This window comes from Aeromonas sp. FDAARGOS 1419 (assembly GCF_019047045.1).
GTDB lineage: Bacteria > Pseudomonadota > Gammaproteobacteria > Enterobacterales > Aeromonadaceae > Aeromonas > Aeromonas veronii.
On record NZ_CP077209.1, the window covers coordinates 2,883,403 to 2,902,108 of the forward strand.

At 59.6% G+C, this 18,706-nt stretch carries 21 protein-coding genes; 8 read left to right on the forward strand and 13 right to left on the reverse strand.

The window, feature by feature from the left end; all coding sequences use genetic code 11:
- Positions 1-72 precede the first annotated feature (72 nt).
- The 5 genes from I6L49_RS12985 to glnK form a co-directional block, all read right to left on the reverse strand.
- The gene (locus I6L49_RS12985; protein ID WP_005340377.1) at positions 73-978 is read right to left on the reverse strand and encodes a Dyp-type peroxidase; all 906 of its coding nucleotides are present in this window, start codon (positions 976-978) and stop codon (positions 73-75) included.
- Positions 979-1,081: 103 nt separating this feature from the next.
- Positions 1,082-2,116 (reverse strand): ABC transporter ATP-binding protein, encoded by a 1,035-nt coding sequence (locus I6L49_RS12990; RefSeq protein ID WP_216949691.1) that lies wholly within the window; start codon positions 2,114-2,116, stop codon positions 1,082-1,084.
- Between the two features lie 82 nt (positions 2,117-2,198).
- Positions 2,199-3,824 (reverse strand): iron ABC transporter permease, encoded by a 1,626-nt coding sequence (locus I6L49_RS12995; RefSeq protein ID WP_216949692.1) that lies wholly within the window; start codon positions 3,822-3,824, stop codon positions 2,199-2,201.
- Positions 3,825-3,863: 39 nt separating this feature from the next.
- Entirely contained in the window at positions 3,864-4,871 is a 1,008-nt protein-coding gene (locus tag I6L49_RS13000; protein ID WP_005357960.1) for a Fe(3+) ABC transporter substrate-binding protein, read from the reverse strand.
- 258 nt (positions 4,872-5,129) lie between these two features.
- Positions 5,130-5,468: a P-II family nitrogen regulator gene (gene glnK, locus I6L49_RS13005; protein WP_005341406.1), complete on the reverse strand. Its 339-nt coding sequence runs from the start codon at positions 5,466-5,468 to the stop codon at positions 5,130-5,132.
- A 201-nt stretch (positions 5,469-5,669) separates the two neighbouring features.
- On the opposite strand from glnK, the gene arfB reads away from it, so the two are divergent.
- The 3 genes from arfB (at position 5,670) to I6L49_RS13020 (ending at position 8,135) form a co-directional block, all read left to right on the forward strand.
- Positions 5,670-6,086 (forward strand): alternative ribosome rescue aminoacyl-tRNA hydrolase ArfB, encoded by a 417-nt coding sequence (gene arfB / locus I6L49_RS13010; RefSeq protein ID WP_111806077.1) that lies wholly within the window; start codon positions 5,670-5,672, stop codon positions 6,084-6,086.
- Positions 6,087-6,116: 30 nt separating this feature from the next.
- The gene (locus I6L49_RS13015; protein ID WP_216949693.1) at positions 6,117-6,608 is read left to right on the forward strand and encodes a methylated-DNA--[protein]-cysteine S-methyltransferase; all 492 of its coding nucleotides are present in this window, start codon (positions 6,117-6,119) and stop codon (positions 6,606-6,608) included.
- A 307-nt stretch (positions 6,609-6,915) separates the two neighbouring features.
- Positions 6,916-8,135, forward strand: a protein-coding gene (locus I6L49_RS13020) for an IS3 family transposase (protein ID WP_216949694.1) whose coding sequence is annotated in 2 segments (ribosomal slippage) — positions 6,916-7,264 and positions 7,264-8,135 — 1,221 coding nt in all. Because the reading frame shifts where the segments join, the coding sequence is not laid out codon by codon here.
- A gap of 158 nt (positions 8,136-8,293) precedes the next feature.
- Here I6L49_RS13020 and I6L49_RS13025 read toward each other — a convergent pair.
- The 4 genes from I6L49_RS13025 to tapT all read right to left on the reverse strand — a co-directional run bounded on the left by I6L49_RS13025 (position 8,294) and on the right by tapT (position 11,907).
- Positions 8,294-8,719: a hypothetical protein gene (locus I6L49_RS13025; RefSeq protein ID WP_005340360.1), complete on the reverse strand. Its 426-nt coding sequence runs from the start codon at positions 8,717-8,719 to the stop codon at positions 8,294-8,296.
- Between the two features lie 194 nt (positions 8,720-8,913).
- On the reverse strand, positions 8,914-9,687 hold the full coding sequence (gene yaaA / locus I6L49_RS13030) for a peroxide stress protein YaaA (protein WP_064338818.1): 774 nt from the start codon (positions 9,685-9,687) through the stop codon (positions 8,914-8,916).
- Between the two features lie 47 nt (positions 9,688-9,734).
- Positions 9,735-10,844, reverse strand: coding sequence for a type IVa pilus ATPase TapU (gene tapU / locus I6L49_RS13035; RefSeq protein WP_005340356.1), 1,110 nt, complete (start codon positions 10,842-10,844; stop codon positions 9,735-9,737).
- 28 nt (positions 10,845-10,872) lie between these two features.
- The gene (gene tapT, locus I6L49_RS13040; RefSeq protein WP_005340354.1) at positions 10,873-11,907 is read right to left on the reverse strand and encodes a type IVa pilus ATPase TapT; all 1,035 of its coding nucleotides are present in this window, start codon (positions 11,905-11,907) and stop codon (positions 10,873-10,875) included.
- A 39-nt stretch (positions 11,908-11,946) separates the two neighbouring features.
- Here tapT and I6L49_RS13045 point away from each other — a divergent pair, with 39 nt between their 5' ends.
- From I6L49_RS13045 to I6L49_RS13065, 5 genes are all read left to right on the forward strand, one after another.
- A complete protein-coding gene (locus I6L49_RS13045) occupies positions 11,947-12,648 on the forward strand; it encodes a YggS family pyridoxal phosphate-dependent enzyme (RefSeq protein ID WP_204480235.1) in 702 nt (233 codons plus the stop codon).
- A 142-nt stretch (positions 12,649-12,790) separates the two neighbouring features.
- Entirely contained in the window at positions 12,791-13,615 is an 825-nt protein-coding gene (proC, locus tag I6L49_RS13050; RefSeq protein WP_216949695.1) for a pyrroline-5-carboxylate reductase, read from the forward strand.
- A gap of 11 nt (positions 13,616-13,626) precedes the next feature.
- The gene (locus I6L49_RS13055; protein ID WP_042011910.1) at positions 13,627-14,178 is read left to right on the forward strand and encodes a YggT family protein; all 552 of its coding nucleotides are present in this window, start codon (positions 13,627-13,629) and stop codon (positions 14,176-14,178) included.
- A complete protein-coding gene (gene yggU / locus I6L49_RS13060) occupies positions 14,178-14,480 on the forward strand; it encodes a DUF167 family protein YggU (RefSeq protein ID WP_123173809.1) in 303 nt (100 codons plus the stop codon). Before I6L49_RS13055 ends, yggU begins: the two co-directional genes overlap by 1 nt.
- 43 nt (positions 14,481-14,523) lie before the next feature.
- Entirely contained in the window at positions 14,524-14,943 is a 420-nt protein-coding gene (locus I6L49_RS13065; protein ID WP_150390230.1) for a DUF4426 domain-containing protein, read from the forward strand.
- Positions 14,944-15,044: 101 nt separating this feature from the next.
- Here I6L49_RS13065 and I6L49_RS13070 read toward each other — a convergent pair whose 3' ends face one another.
- The 4 genes from I6L49_RS13070 to I6L49_RS13085 form a co-directional block, all read right to left on the reverse strand.
- On the reverse strand, positions 15,045-16,241 hold the full coding sequence (locus I6L49_RS13070; RefSeq protein WP_005348874.1) for a NupC/NupG family nucleoside CNT transporter: 1,197 nt from the start codon (positions 16,239-16,241) through the stop codon (positions 15,045-15,047).
- A gap of 182 nt (positions 16,242-16,423) precedes the next feature.
- Positions 16,424-17,359: a LysR family transcriptional regulator gene (locus tag I6L49_RS13075; RefSeq protein WP_005340335.1), complete on the reverse strand. Its 936-nt coding sequence runs from the start codon at positions 17,357-17,359 to the stop codon at positions 16,424-16,426.
- Between the two features lie 82 nt (positions 17,360-17,441).
- A complete protein-coding gene (locus tag I6L49_RS13080) occupies positions 17,442-17,978 on the reverse strand; it encodes a glutathione peroxidase (RefSeq protein WP_005341435.1) in 537 nt (178 codons plus the stop codon).
- A gap of 58 nt (positions 17,979-18,036) precedes the next feature.
- The gene (locus I6L49_RS13085) at positions 18,037-18,600 is read right to left on the reverse strand and encodes an NnrU family protein (RefSeq protein ID WP_216949696.1); all 564 of its coding nucleotides are present in this window, start codon (positions 18,598-18,600) and stop codon (positions 18,037-18,039) included.
- Positions 18,601-18,706 lie beyond the last annotated feature (106 nt).

The window sequence follows — 18,706 nt, forward strand, 5'->3', positions numbered from 1 at the left end:
AGCGGTCACGCCAGAACGAAAAATCCCGGCCAAGGCCGGGATTTTTGTTTTCTGAGTCTTCGTCAGGCGGGCTTATTTGCCCTGCGCCATCAGAAAACCTTCCGATGGTGCGAAGAAAGCCGCGCCGGTCACCGCCTTGGTGAAGCGCAGCAGATGGTCGAAGTGGCTGCCCTCTCCCTTGTACATGCTGGCCAGCATGGCGTTGAAGTGCTGCGGAGTGCGGCAGCAGGAGATGAAGTAGAGCCCCTGCTCGGTCATGGTGCCCCAGGGCATGCTCTGGCGCAGGATCTCCATGGACTCCCCTTTCGGGGTCTTGAGGTTGACCCGCTTGATGTGGGCGGTCAGCGGTTTGGCGGCAGACTCATACTCGATGTTGTCGGGCTTGGTGCGACCGATAATGTCTTCCTGCTCTTTTTGCGCCAGCTTCTCCCAGTCGCTCATGGCGTGGACCCAGCGCTGGACGTGAATGTAGGAGCCACCGGCAAACTCGCCATCGGCCACCAGCGCCACTTCGGCACGGTGCTCATCCTGCGGGTTCTCGGTGCCGTCAACGAAACCGGTCAGGTCACGGAAATCCAGGTTGCGGAAGCCACGCACCTCTTCGGCCAGCTCGACCAGTCCGGCCAGCAGTGCCATCACACGGTGACCGGCGTGGTGCAGCACATCCACCCGATCGGCGCGCAGCTGAATAAAGAGATCAAACGGGGTGTTGGGGGCTTCCTGACCGTTGGCGGATTGCGCCATAAAGCTGCGGAACTGGGGCGGACGGGCGGCAGGGTAGAGACCATCCCAGGCATCGGCGCCCACGGCAACCAGACCGCTGAACCCGGCATCGGGGAAATCGGCAGCCACCGCCTGCCACAGGGCGGGCAGTTTGGCCAGACGGCCGACCAGTTCGGCGGCATCGCCGGTACGATTGAACATCAGATAGAGGGCGTGCAGATTCGGCTCTGCGCAGATCCCGGCTTGGGCTTTCATATATCTCTCCCCTGAGTAGGCGTTAGCGTTACGGGCTATTTGCGTTGCGCGATTATAAACCAGAGTGGATCCAGTTCTTTGATTTCACGACGATATCACGCGTTCAGGGCAAAGGGTCAAACAACACCAGCCCATGGGGGGCAACCTTGATCCGTGCCCGCATCCCATCAAGGGGCTCGCCAATGCTGGCCTCCAACTGCAGATCGCCACACTCGAACAGCACCCGGCAGTGGTGGCCGAGGAACTGCTGCTCCACCACCTTGAGCTCGCCATCTGCGGCGCTCTCCAGCAGCAGTTGCTGGGGTCTGAGCATCAGCTGCAACTGCTCGCCCACCGCGCGGCCATGAGGCTCGCTGCCACAAATGACCCCGAGCGCCGTCTGCACGCAGTGGCTGTCCACCACCTCGGCAGCCAGATAGTTGACCCCACCGAGAAACTCCGCCACGAAGCGGTTTTGCGGGCGGCGATAGAGCTGCTCTGGCTGGCCCACCTGTTCGATGTGACCGGCGCGAAACAGCGCCAGCCGATCGGCGAAGGCGAACGCCTCCTCCTTGCTGTGGCTGACGAAGATGGCGCCGATCCCCTGCTGCTTGAGCAGGGCGCGGATCTCGAGGATCAGCTTCATCCGCACCTGGGTATCGATGTTGGAGAAGGGCTCATCCAGCAGCATCAACCGCGGCTTGCACACCAGCGCTCGGGCGATGGCCACCCGCTGCTGCTGACCACCGGAGAGCTGGTGCGGATAGCGCTCCCCCAGCCCCTGCAGATTGACCAGCGCCAGCGCCTCGTCCACCTGCTGCTGGCGGGCACCGCGGTCGAGTTTGGTCAGCCCGAAACCGACGTTGTCGGCCACCGTCAGGTGGGGAAAGAGGGCGTAATCCTGAAAGATCATCCCGATATTGCGCGCCTCGGGCGGCACGCTGGCACCCGGCCCGTCGAGCAGGGTATCGCCGAGGCGAATCGTGCCCTCTGCCAACGGCAGCAGCCCTGCGATAGCCTTGAGCAGCGTGGTTTTGCCGCAGCCACTGGCTCCCAGCAGGCAGACGATCTCGTTGTCTGCCACCGTCAGGGAGAGCTGCTCCAGCACATTGCGGCCGTTGTAACGGCAGCTGACATCTTCAACCTGCAAACAGGACAAGGCTGACTTCCTCTCGTTTCTGGCGGCGCACTGCCTTTCGGTTCAGCACACCGCATGCAATTTCATTGACCGACGCGGCGACTCAGTGGCCCGGACTATCCAGACTGCGGTTGACCCAGATCAGCGGCAACAGCCCCACCAGCACGATGACGATAGCCCCCAGCGCACCGCGCTCCAGCATCTCGTCCGAGACGAACTGATAGACGTGGGTCGCCAGGGTATCGAAGTTGAACGGCCGCAGCAGCAGGGCGGCGGGCAGCTCCTTCATGGATTCGATGAATACCAGCATGGCACCGGCAAACAGACCACGGCGCACCAGCGGTAGATGAACCCGCCGCAGCATGCCGCCATCCCCTTGTCCCAGGGAGCGGGCCGCCATGTCGAGACTGGGGGAGATCTTGCCCATGCTGCTCTCCACCGAGCCGATGGCGATGGCCACGAAGCGCACCAGATAACCGAACACGATGGCGGTGATGGTGCCGGTCAGCAGCAAGCCCGGCCCCTGACGCCCGAGCCACTCGGCCAGATCGTTGATGGCAAAATCGAGGGCGGTTAGCGGCACCAGCACACCGATGGCGAGCACTGTACCCGGCATGGCGTAGCCCATGGCGGCGATGCGCAGGGGCAACAAACTCTTTATCCCGCCATCGAGGCGACGGAAGAAGCCGAGCAGCAGGGCGATGCCCATCGCCAGCAGAGCGGTCAGCGCCGAGATAGCCAAGCTGTTGCCGGCAAAGCGGACAAACTCCGGCGTCCATGACAACTCGAAGTAACGCACCCCGTAATCGAGCAGGATGACGAATGGCAGGCCAAAACCGGCCAGCACCAGCCCCCAGCACCAGAGACAGGCCAACCAACGGCCAATCCCCTTGAGCGGATAGCGCAGCGGCTGCTCATGGCCCATGGACTTCTGGAACACCTGCTGCCGACTGCGCGAGCGGCGCTCCAGCGCGATCAGCAGCACCACAGCCAGCAGCATCAGGCAGGAGAGTTTGGCCGCGGTGGCCAGACTGCCATAACCAAGCCAGGTGTCGTAGACCGCCGTGGTCAGGGTGTTGATGGCAAAGAAGTGGACGGTGGCGAAATCAGCCAGCGTCTCCATCGCCACCAGCGACACCGCCACCATGATAGTGGGACGCGCCAACGGCAAACTGAGGCGGCGAAAGCTCTGCCACGGGGTACAGCCGAGCAGGCGGCTGGAGTGGATCAGGCTGACTGACTGCTCGAGAAAAGAGGCGCGGGTCAGCAGATAGACATAGGGGAACAGCACCAGCGCCAGCACCCAGGCGGCGCCGCCAAGGGAACGAATGGCCGGAAACCAGTAATCGGCAGGACTGTTCCAGCCAAAGAGTGCTCGCAACCCGGCCTGTAGCGGGCCCGAGTAATCGAGCAAGTCGGTATAGACGTAGGCGACGATATAGGAGGGCATCGCCATCGGCAGCATCAGCGCCCACTGCAGGGCACGGCGCCCCGGCACCTGACACATGGCCACCAGCCAGGCGGTGGGTACACCAAACAGCAGGCTGAGCAGTACCACACCGACCACCAGCCCCAGGGTATTGCCCAGATAATCGAGCAGCACGGTATCGGCGAGGTGGCGAAACAGCTCCCCCTCAGCCGAGAAGGCAGAGAAAAGCAGGGCTATAACCGGTAAACCCAGCAGCAGGGCGATAGCCCAGCTGCCGGTCATCCATCCAAAATTTTTCATGAGACCACAGATGTTGATGGGGCCGTTGGCCCCATCTGATTACAAGTCGAACTTCACCTCATCCAGCAACTGCAAGGCGTCCTTGCGGTGCTTGGCGTAATCGCTGACCGGTAGTGCGTCAGACTTGAAACTGCCCCAGGACTTGACCATGGCGGAAGGCTCGACCCCGGCCTTGACCGGATATTCGGCATTCACGTCCGCATACATGTGCTGGGCGGTGTCGCCAGCCAGAAACTCCATCAGCTTCTGGGCCTCGGCCTTGTTCTTGGCATACTTGGTCATGGCCACGCCACTCACGTTGACGTGGGCACCGCGGTCAGCCTGGTTCGGGAAGTTGATATAGACCGCATCCGCCCAGGACTTCTGAGCAGGATCTTTCAACATGGCACCCAGATAGTAGCTGTTGCCGAGTGACACGTCACAGATACCATCCTTGATCGCCTTGACCTGATCCCGGTCGTTGCCCTGCGGCTTGCGCGCCAGGTTGGCCTTGACCCCTTCCAGCCAGGTTTTGGTCTCGGCCATGCCGTGATGGGCAATCATGGAGGAGACCAGCGCCACATTGTACTCATGCTTGCCGCTGCGGGTGCAGATTTTCCCTTTGAATTCCGGTTTGGCCAGATCTTCGTAGCTGATGGTGTCGAGCTTGCCGAGGCGCTCCTTGCTGGAGTAGATGGCGCGAACCCGGGTGGTCAGCGCGAACCAGCGATTCTCCGGATCACGATAGATGGCGGGGATGTTCTCCTGCAGGATCTTGCTGTCCACCGGCTGCACCAACCCCTTGTCCACCAGATCGGTCAGACGGCTGATATCGACGGTCAGCATCAGGTCGGCCGGAGAGAGCTTGCCTTCCCGCTCCAGACGCTCGTTCAACCCCTCTTTGGCGAACACCACGTTCACCTTGATGCCAGATTCCTTCTCGAACTGCTGGATGATGGGCTTGATCAGCTCATCCTGCCGGTTGGAGTAGACATTCACTTCCCCGGCCGCCAATGCCGACTGAGCTGCCAACGCAGAGAAAGCCAGTGCCAACATCTTCATTTTCATCATCCATTCCTTGATTAGCTATACAGAGTGATAACGATTTCCGTTTGCATTCTGCATACATCTTATAAGCGGATCAAGAAAGCTCGCCGTCGCCACATCACATATTTAATCGCCCACAAATGAAAAGGGCCGGATGGAATCCCATTCGGCCTCTTCAGAGCAAAACGTTATGTTGATCAGGCTTCAATAAGCGCTCACTCCATCGGGATTCCCCGAGATCAGGAGGTCAACAGATCTGTACGTCACGGATGCGGTTCATCACAGCGCCTCGTCGTCACTCTCGCCGGTGCGGATGCGCACCGCTTGCAGCAAGTCGTAGACAAAAATCTTGCCGTCGCCGATCTTGCCGGTATAGGCCGCCTTGCAGATCGCCTCGATCACCCCTTCCACGTTATCATCGGCGGTAGCAATCTCCAGCTTCACCTTGGGCAGGAAGTCGACCTGATACTCGGCTCCCCGGTATAATTCGGTGTGTCCCTTCTGGCGGCCAAATCCCTTGACCTCGGACACGGTCAGCCCTTCCACCCCCAGGTTGGCAATAGCCTCGCGGACATCGTCCAACTTGAACGGTTTGATAATCGCACTAATCAGCTTCATCTGGTTGCTCCCAATCCATGGTGTGTCATGAATCGGGTTTCAATTCTTATGCCAAGTATTTTTATTGTTTTATTTCATATAGATAGAGTTTAATGACCGCGCCATTCGCCAGGCACATCCCCATAACCGGCCAGCACGCCCCATAATGAGGCACCATGCTGCAGCGGTCAGCGGGTATGCACCAAACAAGAGCAAAACAGCATGTTAGTTATCTCCAACAGCGTCACGATTCCCTGGCATGAGCTGCAATTTCAGACCATGCGGGCACAGGGCAACGGTGGACAGCACGTCAACAAGACCGACTCCGCCGTCTGGCTGCGATTCGATTACCGCAACTCTCCCAGCCTGACGCCCCTCTACAAGGAGGGTCTCGACAAGCTGAGCGACAGCCGGGTACACGACGGCTTTATCATGATCAGGGTCGAGAGCCATCGCAGCCAGGACATGAATCGCAAGGAGGCGATGAGCCGTCTGGTGGAGTTGCTGAAGAAAGCAGCCTGGCGCCCCAAGGCCCGCCATGCCACCAAGCCGACCCGCAGCTCCCAACGCAAGCGGGTCGATGCCAAAAAGCGCAAGGGGGATATCAAATCCGCCCGCGGCAAACCGGTGCTGGACTGAGCCCCCCCAGCCTCCAAAGGATGTCAGCCGATGAGATACAGTTTTTGCGACAGCGCTCGCGGCCCCCTGCTCATTGCCATCAATCAGGATGGTCTGCGCCACGTGGAGTTCATGCACGGAGAGCGGCCCGTCATGCCGCAAACTGACTGGCAACGGGATGACAAGGCGCTGGCCCCCTATCTTGCCCAGTTCACCGCCTATTTCGCCGGAAAGTTGCAGCAGTTCGATCTGCCTATGGCAGCGAAGGGCACCCCGTTCCAGCAAACGGTGTGGAACGCTTTGTGTGATATCCCCTATGGCGAGACCGTGAGCTATCTCGAGATTGCCCAGGCTATCGGCAATCCCAAGGCAGTGCGAGCAGTAGGCGCTGCCAATGGCCGCAATCCGCTGAGCATCATAGTGCCCTGCCATCGGGTGATCGGACGCAGCGGTGAGCTGACCGGCTATGCTGGCGGCATTCCCATCAAGCGCTGGTTGCTGGCACTGGAACAGACAGGCACAACATTCGAGCTGGCCCCATGAGACGATGAGCGCCCCGGAGAGGGACGGGACAATATGGTGACCAGAATGAAAAGGCTTTCAGTCAGTGACCACGCTTTGCTGACAAGATGAACAGAAAATGAAGAATCGCCTCAGAACTACTTCAGATTGAGCTTGGCATGATGGCTCCATACTTGAATGGCACGGCTCATTCGCTGATTCAAGTAGCACCCATGTGACGCTTCCAATCTGTCTTTTTCCCCGCGCCTCCTCTGAGGCGCTTTTTTTGTGTCGACTGTCCCGTCCTGAATATGGTTTACACCTTTCCTCCCAATAAATGGAGAACCCGATGGGACAAGGTGTGAAACGGACACAGCGCGATTACTCGCTGACTTTTAAACTGGCACTGGTCGAGCAGATTGAAAAAGGCGAGCTCACCTATAAACAGGCTCAGGTGCGTTATGGCATTCAGGGCCGCTCCACCGTTCTGGTATGGTTGCGTAAACATGGTCGGCAAGATTGGAGCCAGGGGGCTTCTGTACGCGCCGGCAGGAGCATCACCATGCCTGACCCCGACAACCAGACGCCCGAACAGCGCATCAAGGAACTCGAGCAGCAGCTGGCGCTGATGAGTCAGAAGGCCCGGTTCTTTGAGGCCATCGTCGATGTACTGAAGAATGACTACGGCGTCTCCATCGTAAAAAAGCGACCCGGCAAGTCCTCTCGCAGCGGCAAGTCGAGAGGCTGACCATGGTCAGGGCTTGCCTGTTTCTGGGGATAAGCCGGCAGGCTTACTACAAGCGCAATCGGGTCGCCGACGAGCGCCATGCACAGGGATTGCAAGTGGTGCGTTTTGTGCGTCAGGTTCGACTGCGACAACCTCGGGTGGGCACTCGCAAGCTGCATTATCTGCTCCAGGGTCAGGATGATGGCGGGCTCAAGGTCGGGCGGGACAGGTTGTTTCGGATATTGGCCGAGCACCGCCTGCTGGTGCCACCCAGACGGGCTTATCACAAGACCACCCACAGTTTTCACCGTTTCTACCGTCATCCCAACTTGCTCAAGGCGGGGCCAGAGCAGGTCACACCGGTGGCCCCGGAGCAGGTCTGGGTCGCTGATATCACCTATCTGCCAGCCAGGAGCGGACCGCTGTACCTGAGCCTGGTGACGGATGCGTACTCACGCAAGATAGTAGGCCACCACGTACACGAAGGGATGCACGCGGAGTCGGTGGCGATGGCGTTCAGGAAAGCACTGAAGCAACGGCGTGGCGACGGTGAACTCATCCATCACTCAGACCGCGGCGTGCAGTATTGCTCGGGACTGTATCAGTCATTACATGAACGGTACGGGGTGAAATGCTCGATGACGGATGGGTATGACTGTTACCAGAATGCGTTGGCGGAGCGGGTGAACGGGATTTTGAAAGGAGAGTTGTTGTTGCAAAGCCCGCAGGATTTGATGCAAGCGCGGGAAATGGTGCGTGAAGCGGTGGATATTTACAACGCGGAGCGGCCGCATCATGCGTTGAAATACAGAACCCCCGATGCGGTACATAGGGGGTTCTGAGTAGAGAAATGCTAGTTGAAAATGTGTAAACCTATTTCAGGACTAGACAGACACAACAGGCCACCACTTGGGTTGAATGGCCTGAACGCAACAAAATCTGCGCCCGCCCAAAAACCAAGAGGCGAAGGACCATCCTTCGCCTCTGACGTAACAGCTGGCTACTCGCTCTGGGGCAGGAACTGCAGTTCCGGCGCCGAGGAGGTCAGCACATCGGCGCAATAATCCCAGGTCGAGATGCGATAGTGCTGCAGATCTTCATCCAGATGCAGACCATCCGACTCCTGATGGAACCAGCTGGCAAAACGGGATGGGGTGATGAGCTGGATCTGCTCTTCGATGGCGTGACTATCCTTCCCCTCGGCCAGATCGCAATCTTCGATAACACGCAGGGCGTAGATATGGCGAAAATAGACCCGGCAGAGGATTTGCGGGGGTAGATCGATGCTGCGTGCCCGCCCCAGCATGATGGTCAGAGAGTCGCTCCAGAGATCCTGATGCAGCTCGGCAACGACCAGCCCAGGTGGGAGCTGGCGGGACGGAGCCCAAGGTACGGCAACCTGCCGAATGGCATTTTTCTGTTCCATATTCACCTCACGACGACTCGCTCCCTGTCTTGAGTCTATCTGAACCACATAGTCCCGGCGAAGGCAATCGATGGACAGTAAAAACGGCAATAAAAAAGCCGACGTATCAAACGTCGGCGAATAAAAAGTGCTTACAACAGAGGATTCACATATTCAGACCCGTGGGTCGAAAGATTGGTTCCCTCTTTTTGTAATTAATTTTCGGCGCGTTTAAACATCAGGGTATTGGCGTCCGACTCTTCCGGCACAAAGTAGTAACCCTCGGCGTTGAAACCGGTCAGCTGCTCCACCTCGGTCAGACGGTGCTTGATGATGTGGCGAGCCATCATGCCGCGCGCCTTCTTGGCGTAGAAGCTGATGATCTTGAACTGGCCGTTCTTCTCATCCTTGAACACCGGCGTGACAATCCGCCCTTTCAGGCTCTTGGGTCGTACCGACTTGAAATACTCGTCGGAGGCCAGATTGATCAACACTTCATCCCCCTGCGCTGCCAGCGCGTCGTTGAGATGGTGAGTGATCACCTCCCCCCAGAACTGGTAAAGATCCTTGCCGCGACTATTGTCGAGCCTGGTCCCCATCTCCAGTCGATAGGGCATCATCAGGTCGAGGGGACGCAACACGCCATAGAGGCCTGAGAGCATCCGCAGGTGTGCCTGAGCGAAGTCAAAATCGGCCTCGCTAAAATCCTCTACCGCCAAACCGGTGTAGACATCCCCCTTGAAAGCCAGCAGCGCCTGACGGGCATTGGCGGGGGTGAAATCCGGCTGCCACTCGGCAAAACGGGCGGCATTGAGACCGGCCAGCTTGTCGCTGATCTTCATCAGTGTGGCGATCTGGTCAGGGCTCAGTTGGCGGGCCCGGCTAATCAGTTCGGCGGAGTGATCCAGCAGCTCGGGTTGGGTGAAACGGGGAGTCACCAGCGGTGACTCGTAATCCAGCGTCTTGGCCGGGGAAACCACAATCAGCATAACGTTCCTTTATGGCGAGGGGCCGAACGGCGGAGCGGCCCCATGATTCATTCATCCAGCGTCACATTGTCCAGCGTGCCAGTGCCGAGCCGCTCGCGACCGGAGAGCTTGATCAGCAATCGCAGGTCGTTGGCCGAGTCAGCGTGGGCAAGTGCCTCACTGTAGCCAATCTGGCCGGCGCAGAACAGGCTGAAGAGCGCCTGATCGAAGGTCTGCATACCCAGCTCGGTGGATTTGGTCATCACCTCCTTGAGGCGATGCATCTCTCCCTTGCGGATAATGTCGGTGATGAGCGGGGTATTGAGCAGGATCTCGAACGCGGCGCAGCGCCGCTTGCCATCCATACTCGGCACCAGCTGCTGGGCAACGATGGCCTTGAGGTTGAAAGAGAGATCGAACAGGAATTGGCGGTGTTTGTCTTGCGGCACCAGATGGAGGATGCGATCCAGCGCCTGGTTGGCATTGTTGGCATGCAAAGTGGCGAGACAAAGATGTCCCGTCTCGGCGAACTGCAGGGCAAACTCCATGGTCTCCTGACTTCGGATCTCGCCGATCAGGATCACGTCCGGCGCCTGTCGCAGCGAACTTTTCAGCGCCACATCGAATGACTCGGTGTCGATCCCCACCTCTCGCTGGGTCACCAGACTACGACCATGCTGATGGACGAACTCCACCGGATCTTCCACCGTCAGAATGTGACCATCGGCATGCTGGTTGCGATAGCCAATCATCGCCGCCTGGGTGGTCGATTTGCCCGCCCCGGTGGCGCCGACAAACAGCACCAGTCCCCGCTTGGCCATCGCCACCTCTTGCAGGATCTTGGGTAGCTGCAGATCTTCAAAGGTGGGAATGCGGGTCTCGATACGCCGCACCACCATGCCGGGCAGCTCCTGCTGCCAGAAGGCACTGACCCGAAAACGGCCAAGCGCTTCGCGATAGATCGCGTAGTTGGCCTCCTTGGTGCGGATATAGCGCTCGAAGTGATCGCTGCTGAGGGTATCCCTGACCAGCGTCAGCGCCCCCTTCTTGTCGAGCGCTTCCCCCCCCAGCGACACCAGATGGCCATTCACCTTGAGGGTGGGCGGCGAGCCCACCGTCACAAACAGATCCGATCCCTTTCGCTCGACCAGCTCGCTCAGCAGATCATCCAGATTCATCATCTATCCCTCCCTGGGTGCGAGTCGCTTAAATACTGTTGGGATCGACGGCCTTGGCCTTGGCATCGAGGGATGCCACCACACCGCGACTCACCAGCTGCTTGAGGCTCTGATCCATGGTCTGCATGCCGTGGGTCATCCCGGTCTGGATCACCGAGTAAAGCTGGGCAATCTTGTCCTCCCGGATCAGGTTACGCACCGCCGGAATGCCCATCATGATCTCGTGAGCCGCCACCCGGCCGCCACCGATACGCTTGAGCAGGGTCTGGGAGATAACCGCCCGCAGGGATTCGGAGAGCATGGAGCGCACCATGTCCTTCTCCGCGCCAGGGAAGACGTCAATGATACGGTCGATGGTCTTGGCCGCCGACGAGGTGTGCAGGGTACCAAACACCAGATGGCCAGTTTCGGCGGCGGTCATGGCCAGACGAATGGTCTCAAGGTCGCGCATCTCGCCCACCAGAATGATGTCCGGGTCTTCCCGCAGCGCCGAGCGCAGGGCGTTGCTGAAGCTCTTGGTATCGCGGTGCACTTCCCGCTGGTTCACCAGACAGCGTTTGTTCTCGTGGACGAATTCGATGGGGTCTTCGATGGTGAGGATGTGGTGATGGAAGTTCTCGTTAATGTAGTTGACCATGGCCGCCAGGGTGGTCGACTTACCCGAGCCGGTCGGGCCGGTCACCAGCACCAGACCCCGCGGGAACTCGGCGATCTTGCGGAAGATCTCCGGCGCATCGAGATCCTCGAGGCTCAGCACAGTGCTGGGGATAGTACGAAATACCGCGCCCGAGCCGCGCGCCTGCTGGAAGGCGTTAACCCGGAAACGGGCCAGATTGGGTACCTCGAACGAGAAGTCGACCTCGAAGTTCTCCTCCAGCTCCTTGCGCTGATGGTCGTTCATGATGTCGTAAATGAGGGCATGCACTTCCCGGTGTTCCAGGGCGGGCAAATTGATCTTGCGAACCTCACCATCAACCCTGATCATCGGGGGAACCCCGGCCGAGAGGTGTAGATCCGAGGCTTTATGCTTTACACTGAAAGCCAATAACTCTGTGATATCCATAGACTTGTCATTCTCCCATCACAAGATCACTAACGAAATATGAACCAGATTGCCCAGCACCTGTTTCAGGTAAAGGAACGTATTGCCCAGGCCGCCGAACGGGCTAGCCGCAACCTGCAGCAGATCCGCCTGCTGGCCGTGAGCAAGACCAAGCCGGTCGAGGCCATCATGGCCGCCCATGCCGCAGGTCAGCGCTGCTTTGGCGAATCCTACGCTCAGGAAGCAGCGGCCAAGATCGATACCTTGCGCCAGCAGCCGGAATATAGCGACATAGAGTGGCACTTTATCGGCCCTTTGCAATCGAACAAATCCAAACTGGTCGCCGAACGGTTTGACTGGGTGCAGAGCGTGGATCGGGACAAGCTGATCGACCGCCTCAACAACCAGCGCCCAACTACAATGGCACCGCTAAATGTTTGTCTGCAAATCAATATTAGCGGAGAGAGCAGCAAATCCGGAACGTCGGAACAAGAGATTTTCCGCCTTGCCGAGCTGGTCTCTCAAAGTGAGCGACTGGTGCTGCGGGGACTGATGGCCATTCCAGAGCACACCAGTGACGAGAGCATACTGGCCGCCCAAATGACCCGTATGCAGACTCTGTTCACCGAGCTTGCGCGACAATACCCCACGGTGGATACCCTCTCGATGGGCATGACCGAGGATCTTGAACTGGCGATCGCCCACGGCAGCACCATGGTGCGGGTCGGCACCGCCATCTTCGGCGCCCGTGACTACTCATAGGCAAGGCCAGCGGATAACCCATACGTCCGCCTCTTGCCGCGACTTCATCAACAGGAGCGTTTGATGGAACACCGAATTCTGGCGTCAGGTGGTGCAGGCAGCGCCAACCCCGCCGCGACCCCATGTGCAACAGGAGCATCTGATGCAGCATAGAACGCTGGCCTTTATCGGCGCGGGCAACATGAGCCGCAGCATCATCGCCGGACTGGTCAAGGCGGGTTATCCCGCCTGGCAGATCACGGCCGCCAACCCCAGTCTGCCCAAGCTGGAGACGCTGGCGAGCGAACATGGCATTCGCATCACCCAGAGTAATGCCGAGGCGGCCCGAGACGCCGAAGTGATCGTGCTGGCAGTCAAGCCGCAGCTGATGGCAGGCATGCTAGCCGCTCTGGTTGCCGAGCTGGGCTCCCTTGAGGGCAAGCTGCTCATCTCCATCGCGGCTGGCATCAAGGTGGCGCGCCTTGGCGAGATGGCCGGTGGCCATGACCGCATCATCCGCACCATGCCCAATACCCCTGCCCTGCTGGGTCTGGGCATGACCGGTCTCTATGCACCCGAACATATTGCCGCCGTGGATCGTGACTTTGCCGAGCAGATGATGCAGGCGGTCGGCAAGACCCTCTGGGTGGAGCAGGAGTCTGGCATCAACGGCGTCATCGCCGCGGCGGGCAGTGCTCCGGCCTACTTCTTCCTCTTTATGCAGGCGATCGCCGAAGAGGCGGAGGCGATGGGTTTCTCGCCCGATCAGGCACGCCTGCTGGTGCAGCAGACCGCGCTGGGCGCAGCCGCCATGGTGGAGCAGAACCCTGAGCTGGCGCTGCAAACCCTGCGTGAGCAGGTCACCAGCAAGGGCGGCACCACAGCTGAAGCCATCAAGACATTCCAGCTGCAGGGGCTGATGCCGCTGACTGCGCAAGCCATGCAGGCGGCCGTTGCTCGTGCCACCGAAATGGAAACCCTCTTCTAACAGGAGCCCAGATGAACACTGCTTACTTTCTGATTAACACCGTTTTCGATCTCTACCTGATGGTGATCCTGCTGCGCGTCTGGCTGCAGTGGGCCCGTGCCGACTTCTACAACCCGATGAGCCAGATGGTGGTCAAGCTGACCAATCCGCTGGTGATCCCACTGCGCCGCGTTATCCCGGGCTTTGGCGGCATCGACCTCGCCTCTGTGGTGCTGGCGCTGGTCATCGCCTTCGCCAAGCTGGCCCTACTCAAGAGCATGAATGTGCTGCTGGCGGACTGGCTCAGCATCAGCCTGTTCGCCGCGCTGACCGTGCTGAAGAAAGCGGGCTCGATGATCTTCTGGGTACTGCTGATCCGCGCCATCCTGAGCTGGGTCAGCCAGGGCCGCAACCCCATCGAATACGTGATGCATCAGCTGACCGAGCCGTTCCTCGCCCCTATCCGCCGCGTACTGCCGGCACTGGGCGGACTGGATCTCTCGGTGCTGGTCGCCTTTATCGGCCTGCAAGCCATCAACTACCTGCTGGGTGACCTGTTCGGCCAGCTGTGGTGGATGATTTGATGCCAGCCGTCCTGCAACAAGGGGATGAACTGGTACTGCATCTGGTGATCCAGCCCAAGGCGAGTCGGGATCAGATCATCGGATTGCATGGCGAAGAGCTGAAAGTGGCCATCACGGCGCCGCCCGTCGATGGCCAAGCCAACAGCCATCTGATCAAGTTTCTGGCCAAGCAGTTCAAGGTGGCCAAGGGACAGATCACCATAGTGCGGGGCGAGCTGGGGCGACACAAAACCGTCACCATCGACAGCCCCAAACAGTTGCCGCAAGAAGTGAGTGCACTGCTGAATGACACGCAAGGCTGAATGAATCGGCCTGCGCCAACCGTAGATATGAGAGGGATGACAGATGAAAACAGCCTGGATGAGTGGCCTGCTGGCATTACTGATGACACTGCCGCTCAAGGCAGAACAGATGAAGGAGCTGGGGCCCTGGCTGGTGCACTACAGCGCCTTCAACTCCAGCTTCCTCACCCCCGAGGTCGCCAAGGCGTATGGACTGGAGCGCAGTCGCTACAACGCTATCATCAATATCGCGGTACAGGACAAGCAGAAAGTGGCGCAAGCCGTGGGGATCACCGGTGAGGCCAAGAACCTGACCGGCACCATCCGCACCCTGAACTTTCAGGAGGTAAAAGAGGGGGATGCCATCTACTATCTGGCAACCCTCCCCTACCGCAACGAAGATACCTATCAATTCACTCTGAAGATCATGGGCGGTGGGCAGCAACAGAACCTCAGCTTCCAGCAGACCTTCTACGTCGACTGAGCGGCAACAAGAAGCCCCGAACAAGGCCGGGGCTTCATTTTATCCACATGACAAGGGCGCCATCGCAGCGCCCTTGTTGCATCTATTCCGTGCCGCAGCGGTTACAGGGCAAGGAACAGACCGGCCAGACAGGCGCTCATCAGGTTCGCCAGCACGCCGGAGAGAATGGCGCGCATTCCGTAACGGGCGATGAAGGATTTGCGCTCCGGCACCATGGAACCCAGACCGCCGATCAGGATCGCCATGGAGGAGATGTTGGCAAAGCCACACAGGGCAAAGGTCACGATGGCCTTGCTCGACTCGCTCAGGGTCTGATCCTGCACCAGGCCGATAAAGGCGACGAACTCGTTGACCACGATCTTGGTGCCGATCAGGGCGCCAGCGGCTTGCGCCTGATCCCAGGGCACACCGATCAGCCAGGAGACGGGGGCAAACAGCCAACCCAGAATGATCTGGAAGCTCAGGTCCAGCCCTACCAGACCGCCAGCCCAGCCGAGCAGGCCATTCAGCATGGCGATCACGCCAACGAAAGCCAGCAGGGTGGCACCGACCGCCACCGCGATATTGAGGCCGGACATGGCGCCATCGGCCGCCGCTTCGATCACGTTGGTAGCACGGGGGATCTCTACATCCTGATGGTGATCGACCTCTTCAGCTCCCGGCGGCACCAGGATCTTGGCCATCGCCAGACCGGCAGGGGCCGACATGAAGGCGGCAGCGATCAGGTATTTCAACTCAACCCCGAGGCTGGCATAACCCACCAGGGTGCCACCGGCGACGGAGGCGAGACCACAACTCATCACAGCGAAGAACTGGGAATCGGACATCTTGGAGAGGTAGGGCTTGACCACCAGTGGAGCTTCCACCATGCCGACGAAGATGTTGGCGGTCGCGGAGAGGCTCTCGGCACGGCCGGTGCCCAGCAGCTTCTGCAGACCGCCGCCCAGCAGGGCGATCACCCGCGGCATGATGCCGATGTGATAGAGGATGGCGATCACTGCAGAGAAGAAGATGATGACCGGCAACACGTTGAAGGCAAAGATGAAGCCCAGCTTGAACTTGGCCAGATCGCCGAACAGGAAGGCGATCCCCTCCTGACCATAACCGATCACGCTGCTTACACTCTCGCTGACCCCGTTCAGCACATGCTGACCGGCAGGCAGCCAGAGCACCAGACCGGCAAACATGATTTGCAGGCAGAGGGCAAGGCCAACTGTTCGCAGCGGGATACGACGACGATTATCAGAGCAGATGACGGCAAGCGCCAGGATACTCAGGATGCCGAGCAGGGCAATCATAGGGACTCCATCAGGTGGGGCAAAAGATGGGCGCGGATTCTGCGCCTCTCACCCCGTCACTGCAAGTCCGCTTGGTTACAAGCCTGTTAGAAAAAACGTTTGCACGATATCGGTTGCGCCAACTGGCTGATTTGGTTCGATTTTAGTATCAGGAGAAATCGAGAGTTCTTAAATGGAAACAATCATTCCTCACCGCCGGACAATTTACCCCCGAGCCAGGGGGCCAGTCGCTGCTCCCAATAGGGTTCGGGGCCAAAGCGGGCCTTGAGAAAATCGATGAAGAGACGGATCTTGGGATCCAGATGTTCGCGCCGGGCATAAACGGCGTGTACCGCCATCTGCTGGTTCGGTCGCCACCCTGGCAACACAGGGATCAGCTTGCCACTCTGTAACTCCTTGTCCAGCAAGTAGTTGGCAATATAGGCAATACCGAGCCCGGCCAGCGCCGCATCCCGCACCGCCTCCGCCATATCCACCCGATAGTTGCCCGCCACCTGCACCGTCTGGCGCTCCTTGCCCTGGCGAAACGACCACTGGTGATAGCGCCGCTCCCGACTCTGGTAAGTGATGCAGTTGTGCTGGGCCAGATCCTTGGGATGAAGCGGCGTGCCGTGGCTCAGCAGGTAATCCGGCGAAGCCGCAACCACGAAGCCGATGTCGGCCAGCCGCTGTCCCACCAGCCCTTCCGGCTTGTCCTCATAGGTGGTGAGCCAGAGATCCAGCCCCTCATCCACCAGATTGGTTCTGTGGTCGAACAGCGAGACTTCCAGCTCCAGCTCGGGATAGCGATCCTGAAACGCCTTGAGATGGGGAATGACGTGCAGACGGCCGAAGGATTGTCCCACCCCGAGATGGAGCACCCCGCTCACCTTGCCGCGCCGCTCGGCGATCATGGAGTCAGCCTCCTGCGCCACCGCCACCAGCGCATGGCAGTGACGGGCATACTCCTGACCCAGCTCGGTCAGGACGAAACGGCGGGTAGTGCGCTGTACCAGCTGGGCGCCAAGGGTGGTCTCCAGCAGCGCCAGCTGCTTGCTGATATGGGATTTGGAGACCCCGAGACGACGGGCGGCGGCAGAGATCCCCTGCTCGCGCACCAGCGCATCGAAGATCACCATTTGAGGAAGACGTTGCAGCACAGGATAACCGGATTGAGTGGCGGGAGCCCATTATTCCAGAGCCGCCCGCCAAGGGGTAGGGTCAGAGCCCCAGCGCCCGGGTGATCTGTAGTTTGAGGGGGTCGTCAGCCGGATTCTGGTTGGCGCCGTAGCTGGCGATCAGCTTGCCATCGCGCCCCACCAGATACTTGTGGAAGTTCCAGTTCGGCTCATCCCCGTCAGCGGCCGCCGCCAGCCCCTTGAACAGCGGTACCGCATCGGAGCCCCGCACCGCCACTCGATTGAACATCGGGAAGGTGACGCCATAGTCGCGGCGACACACCTCGGCGGTCTTGGTCTCGTTGCCCGCCTCCTGCCAGAAGTCGTTGGAGGGGAAGCCCAGAATAATCAGACCCTTATCCTTGTAACTCTGGTAGAGCTTCTCCAGATCGCGGAACTGGCCGCTGTAGCCGCAGTAGGAGGCGGTATTGACCACCAGCACCACCTTGCCCTCGGTCAGCTGACAGAGGTTGTGGCGCTGGGCATTGTTGAGCTCCCGCATCTCCACATTGAAATAATCGGGGCACGCCGCAGAGGCCGCGCCGGCCCCCAATAACAGCAACAGAGTGAACCATTTCATCACCAAAACTCCTTTTGTTTTGTCCATCATACGCGGTTACCAGAGCCGCAGTTCACTCTCAATGCAGGGGAATGCCGGTCAGCCAGCCGTGGCCCCAGAACACCAGCAGCGCAGTGGCAGCCAGGCCCGCCCCGACGCTGATGCCAGTGCCCGTCCAGTTGGCCGCCGGGCGGGGAAATCGCTGCCAGTCCCGCACCGAAATCCAGACCATGCTCACCAGCGCCCACAGCCCGATGCCGCCAAACAACACCAGAGAGCGAGCCTCGCTGTTGGCCAGCAGATGGGCCACCGCCCAGAGCAGGGTACCGAGCAGTTGGGGATGCACCAGCCAGCGGCGCAGATGGTTGGGCCCCTGGCCGGAGAAGAAGAGGATCAGCGCAAAGGGCATCATCACCGTCATGGTCATCGGCCCCCACTCCGGCAGGAAATAGAGCGGCAGCGAGCTGGCCGAGCGCCAACCGGCGATGATGCAGGCAATGGCGACAAACACCAGCAGGGAGAAAAGCCCCTTGTAGCGATTCTCACCCAGCCGCTCGCGTAGCCGCGCCCGATGGGCAACCGCAAAACAGGGGTAGAGATGGATCAGGGTAAACAGCGCAACCCCCAGGGTCAGCAGGAACATGAGTCTCTCCTTGTACTTGGTACGACTACTATGCCGTAAAGGGAGATGTGCGCCTATCAAAACCGCGCTGCCTCATGGAGTCAAAAGTGTGGCAAGACAAAGGAGC

What these genes read in the sequence shown, in the direction of transcription:
- I6L49_RS13085 (WP_216949696.1), bottom strand. Translation starts at nt 18,600, where the DNA reads ATGTTCCTGCTGACCCTGGGGGTTGCGCTGTTTACCCTGATCCATCTC.
- I6L49_RS13070 (WP_005348874.1), bottom strand. Translation starts at nt 16,241, where the DNA reads ATGATTGCCCTGCTCGGCATCCTGAGTATCCTGGCGCTTGCCGTCATC.
- glnK (WP_005341406.1), bottom strand. Translation starts at nt 5,468, where the DNA reads ATGAAGCTGATTAGTGCGATTATCAAACCGTTCAAGTTGGACGATGTC.
- I6L49_RS13055 (WP_042011910.1), top strand. Translation starts at nt 13,627, where the DNA reads ATGAACACTGCTTACTTTCTGATTAACACCGTTTTCGATCTCTACCTG.
- I6L49_RS13080 (WP_005341435.1), bottom strand. Translation starts at nt 17,978, where the DNA reads ATGAAATGGTTCACTCTGTTGCTGTTATTGGGGGCCGGCGCGGCCTCT.
- tapU (WP_005340356.1), bottom strand. Translation starts at nt 10,844, where the DNA reads ATGAATCTGGATGATCTGCTGAGCGAGCTGGTCGAGCGAAAGGGATCG.
- I6L49_RS12985 (WP_005340377.1), bottom strand. Translation starts at nt 978, where the DNA reads ATGAAAGCCCAAGCCGGGATCTGCGCAGAGCCGAATCTGCACGCCCTC.
- I6L49_RS13000 (WP_005357960.1), bottom strand. Translation starts at nt 4,871, where the DNA reads ATGAAAATGAAGATGTTGGCACTGGCTTTCTCTGCGTTGGCAGCTCAG.
- tapT (WP_005340354.1), bottom strand. Translation starts at nt 11,907, where the DNA reads ATGGATATCACAGAGTTATTGGCTTTCAGTGTAAAGCATAAAGCCTCG.
- I6L49_RS13045 (WP_204480235.1), top strand. Translation starts at nt 11,947, where the DNA reads ATGAACCAGATTGCCCAGCACCTGTTTCAGGTAAAGGAACGTATTGCC.
- yggU (WP_123173809.1), top strand. Translation starts at nt 14,178, where the DNA reads ATGCCAGCCGTCCTGCAACAAGGGGATGAACTGGTACTGCATCTGGTG.
- proC (WP_216949695.1), top strand. Translation starts at nt 12,791, where the DNA reads ATGCAGCATAGAACGCTGGCCTTTATCGGCGCGGGCAACATGAGCCGC.
- I6L49_RS13075 (WP_005340335.1), bottom strand. Translation starts at nt 17,359, where the DNA reads ATGGTGATCTTCGATGCGCTGGTGCGCGAGCAGGGGATCTCTGCCGCC.
- arfB (WP_111806077.1), top strand. Translation starts at nt 5,670, where the DNA reads ATGTTAGTTATCTCCAACAGCGTCACGATTCCCTGGCATGAGCTGCAA.
- I6L49_RS12995 (WP_216949692.1), bottom strand. Translation starts at nt 3,824, where the DNA reads ATGAAAAATTTTGGATGGATGACCGGCAGCTGGGCTATCGCCCTGCTG.
- I6L49_RS13015 (WP_216949693.1), top strand. Translation starts at nt 6,117, where the DNA reads ATGAGATACAGTTTTTGCGACAGCGCTCGCGGCCCCCTGCTCATTGCC.
- I6L49_RS13025 (WP_005340360.1), bottom strand. Translation starts at nt 8,719, where the DNA reads ATGGAACAGAAAAATGCCATTCGGCAGGTTGCCGTACCTTGGGCTCCG.
- I6L49_RS13065 (WP_150390230.1), top strand. Translation starts at nt 14,524, where the DNA reads ATGAAAACAGCCTGGATGAGTGGCCTGCTGGCATTACTGATGACACTG.
- yaaA (WP_064338818.1), bottom strand. Translation starts at nt 9,687, where the DNA reads ATGCTGATTGTGGTTTCCCCGGCCAAGACGCTGGATTACGAGTCACCG.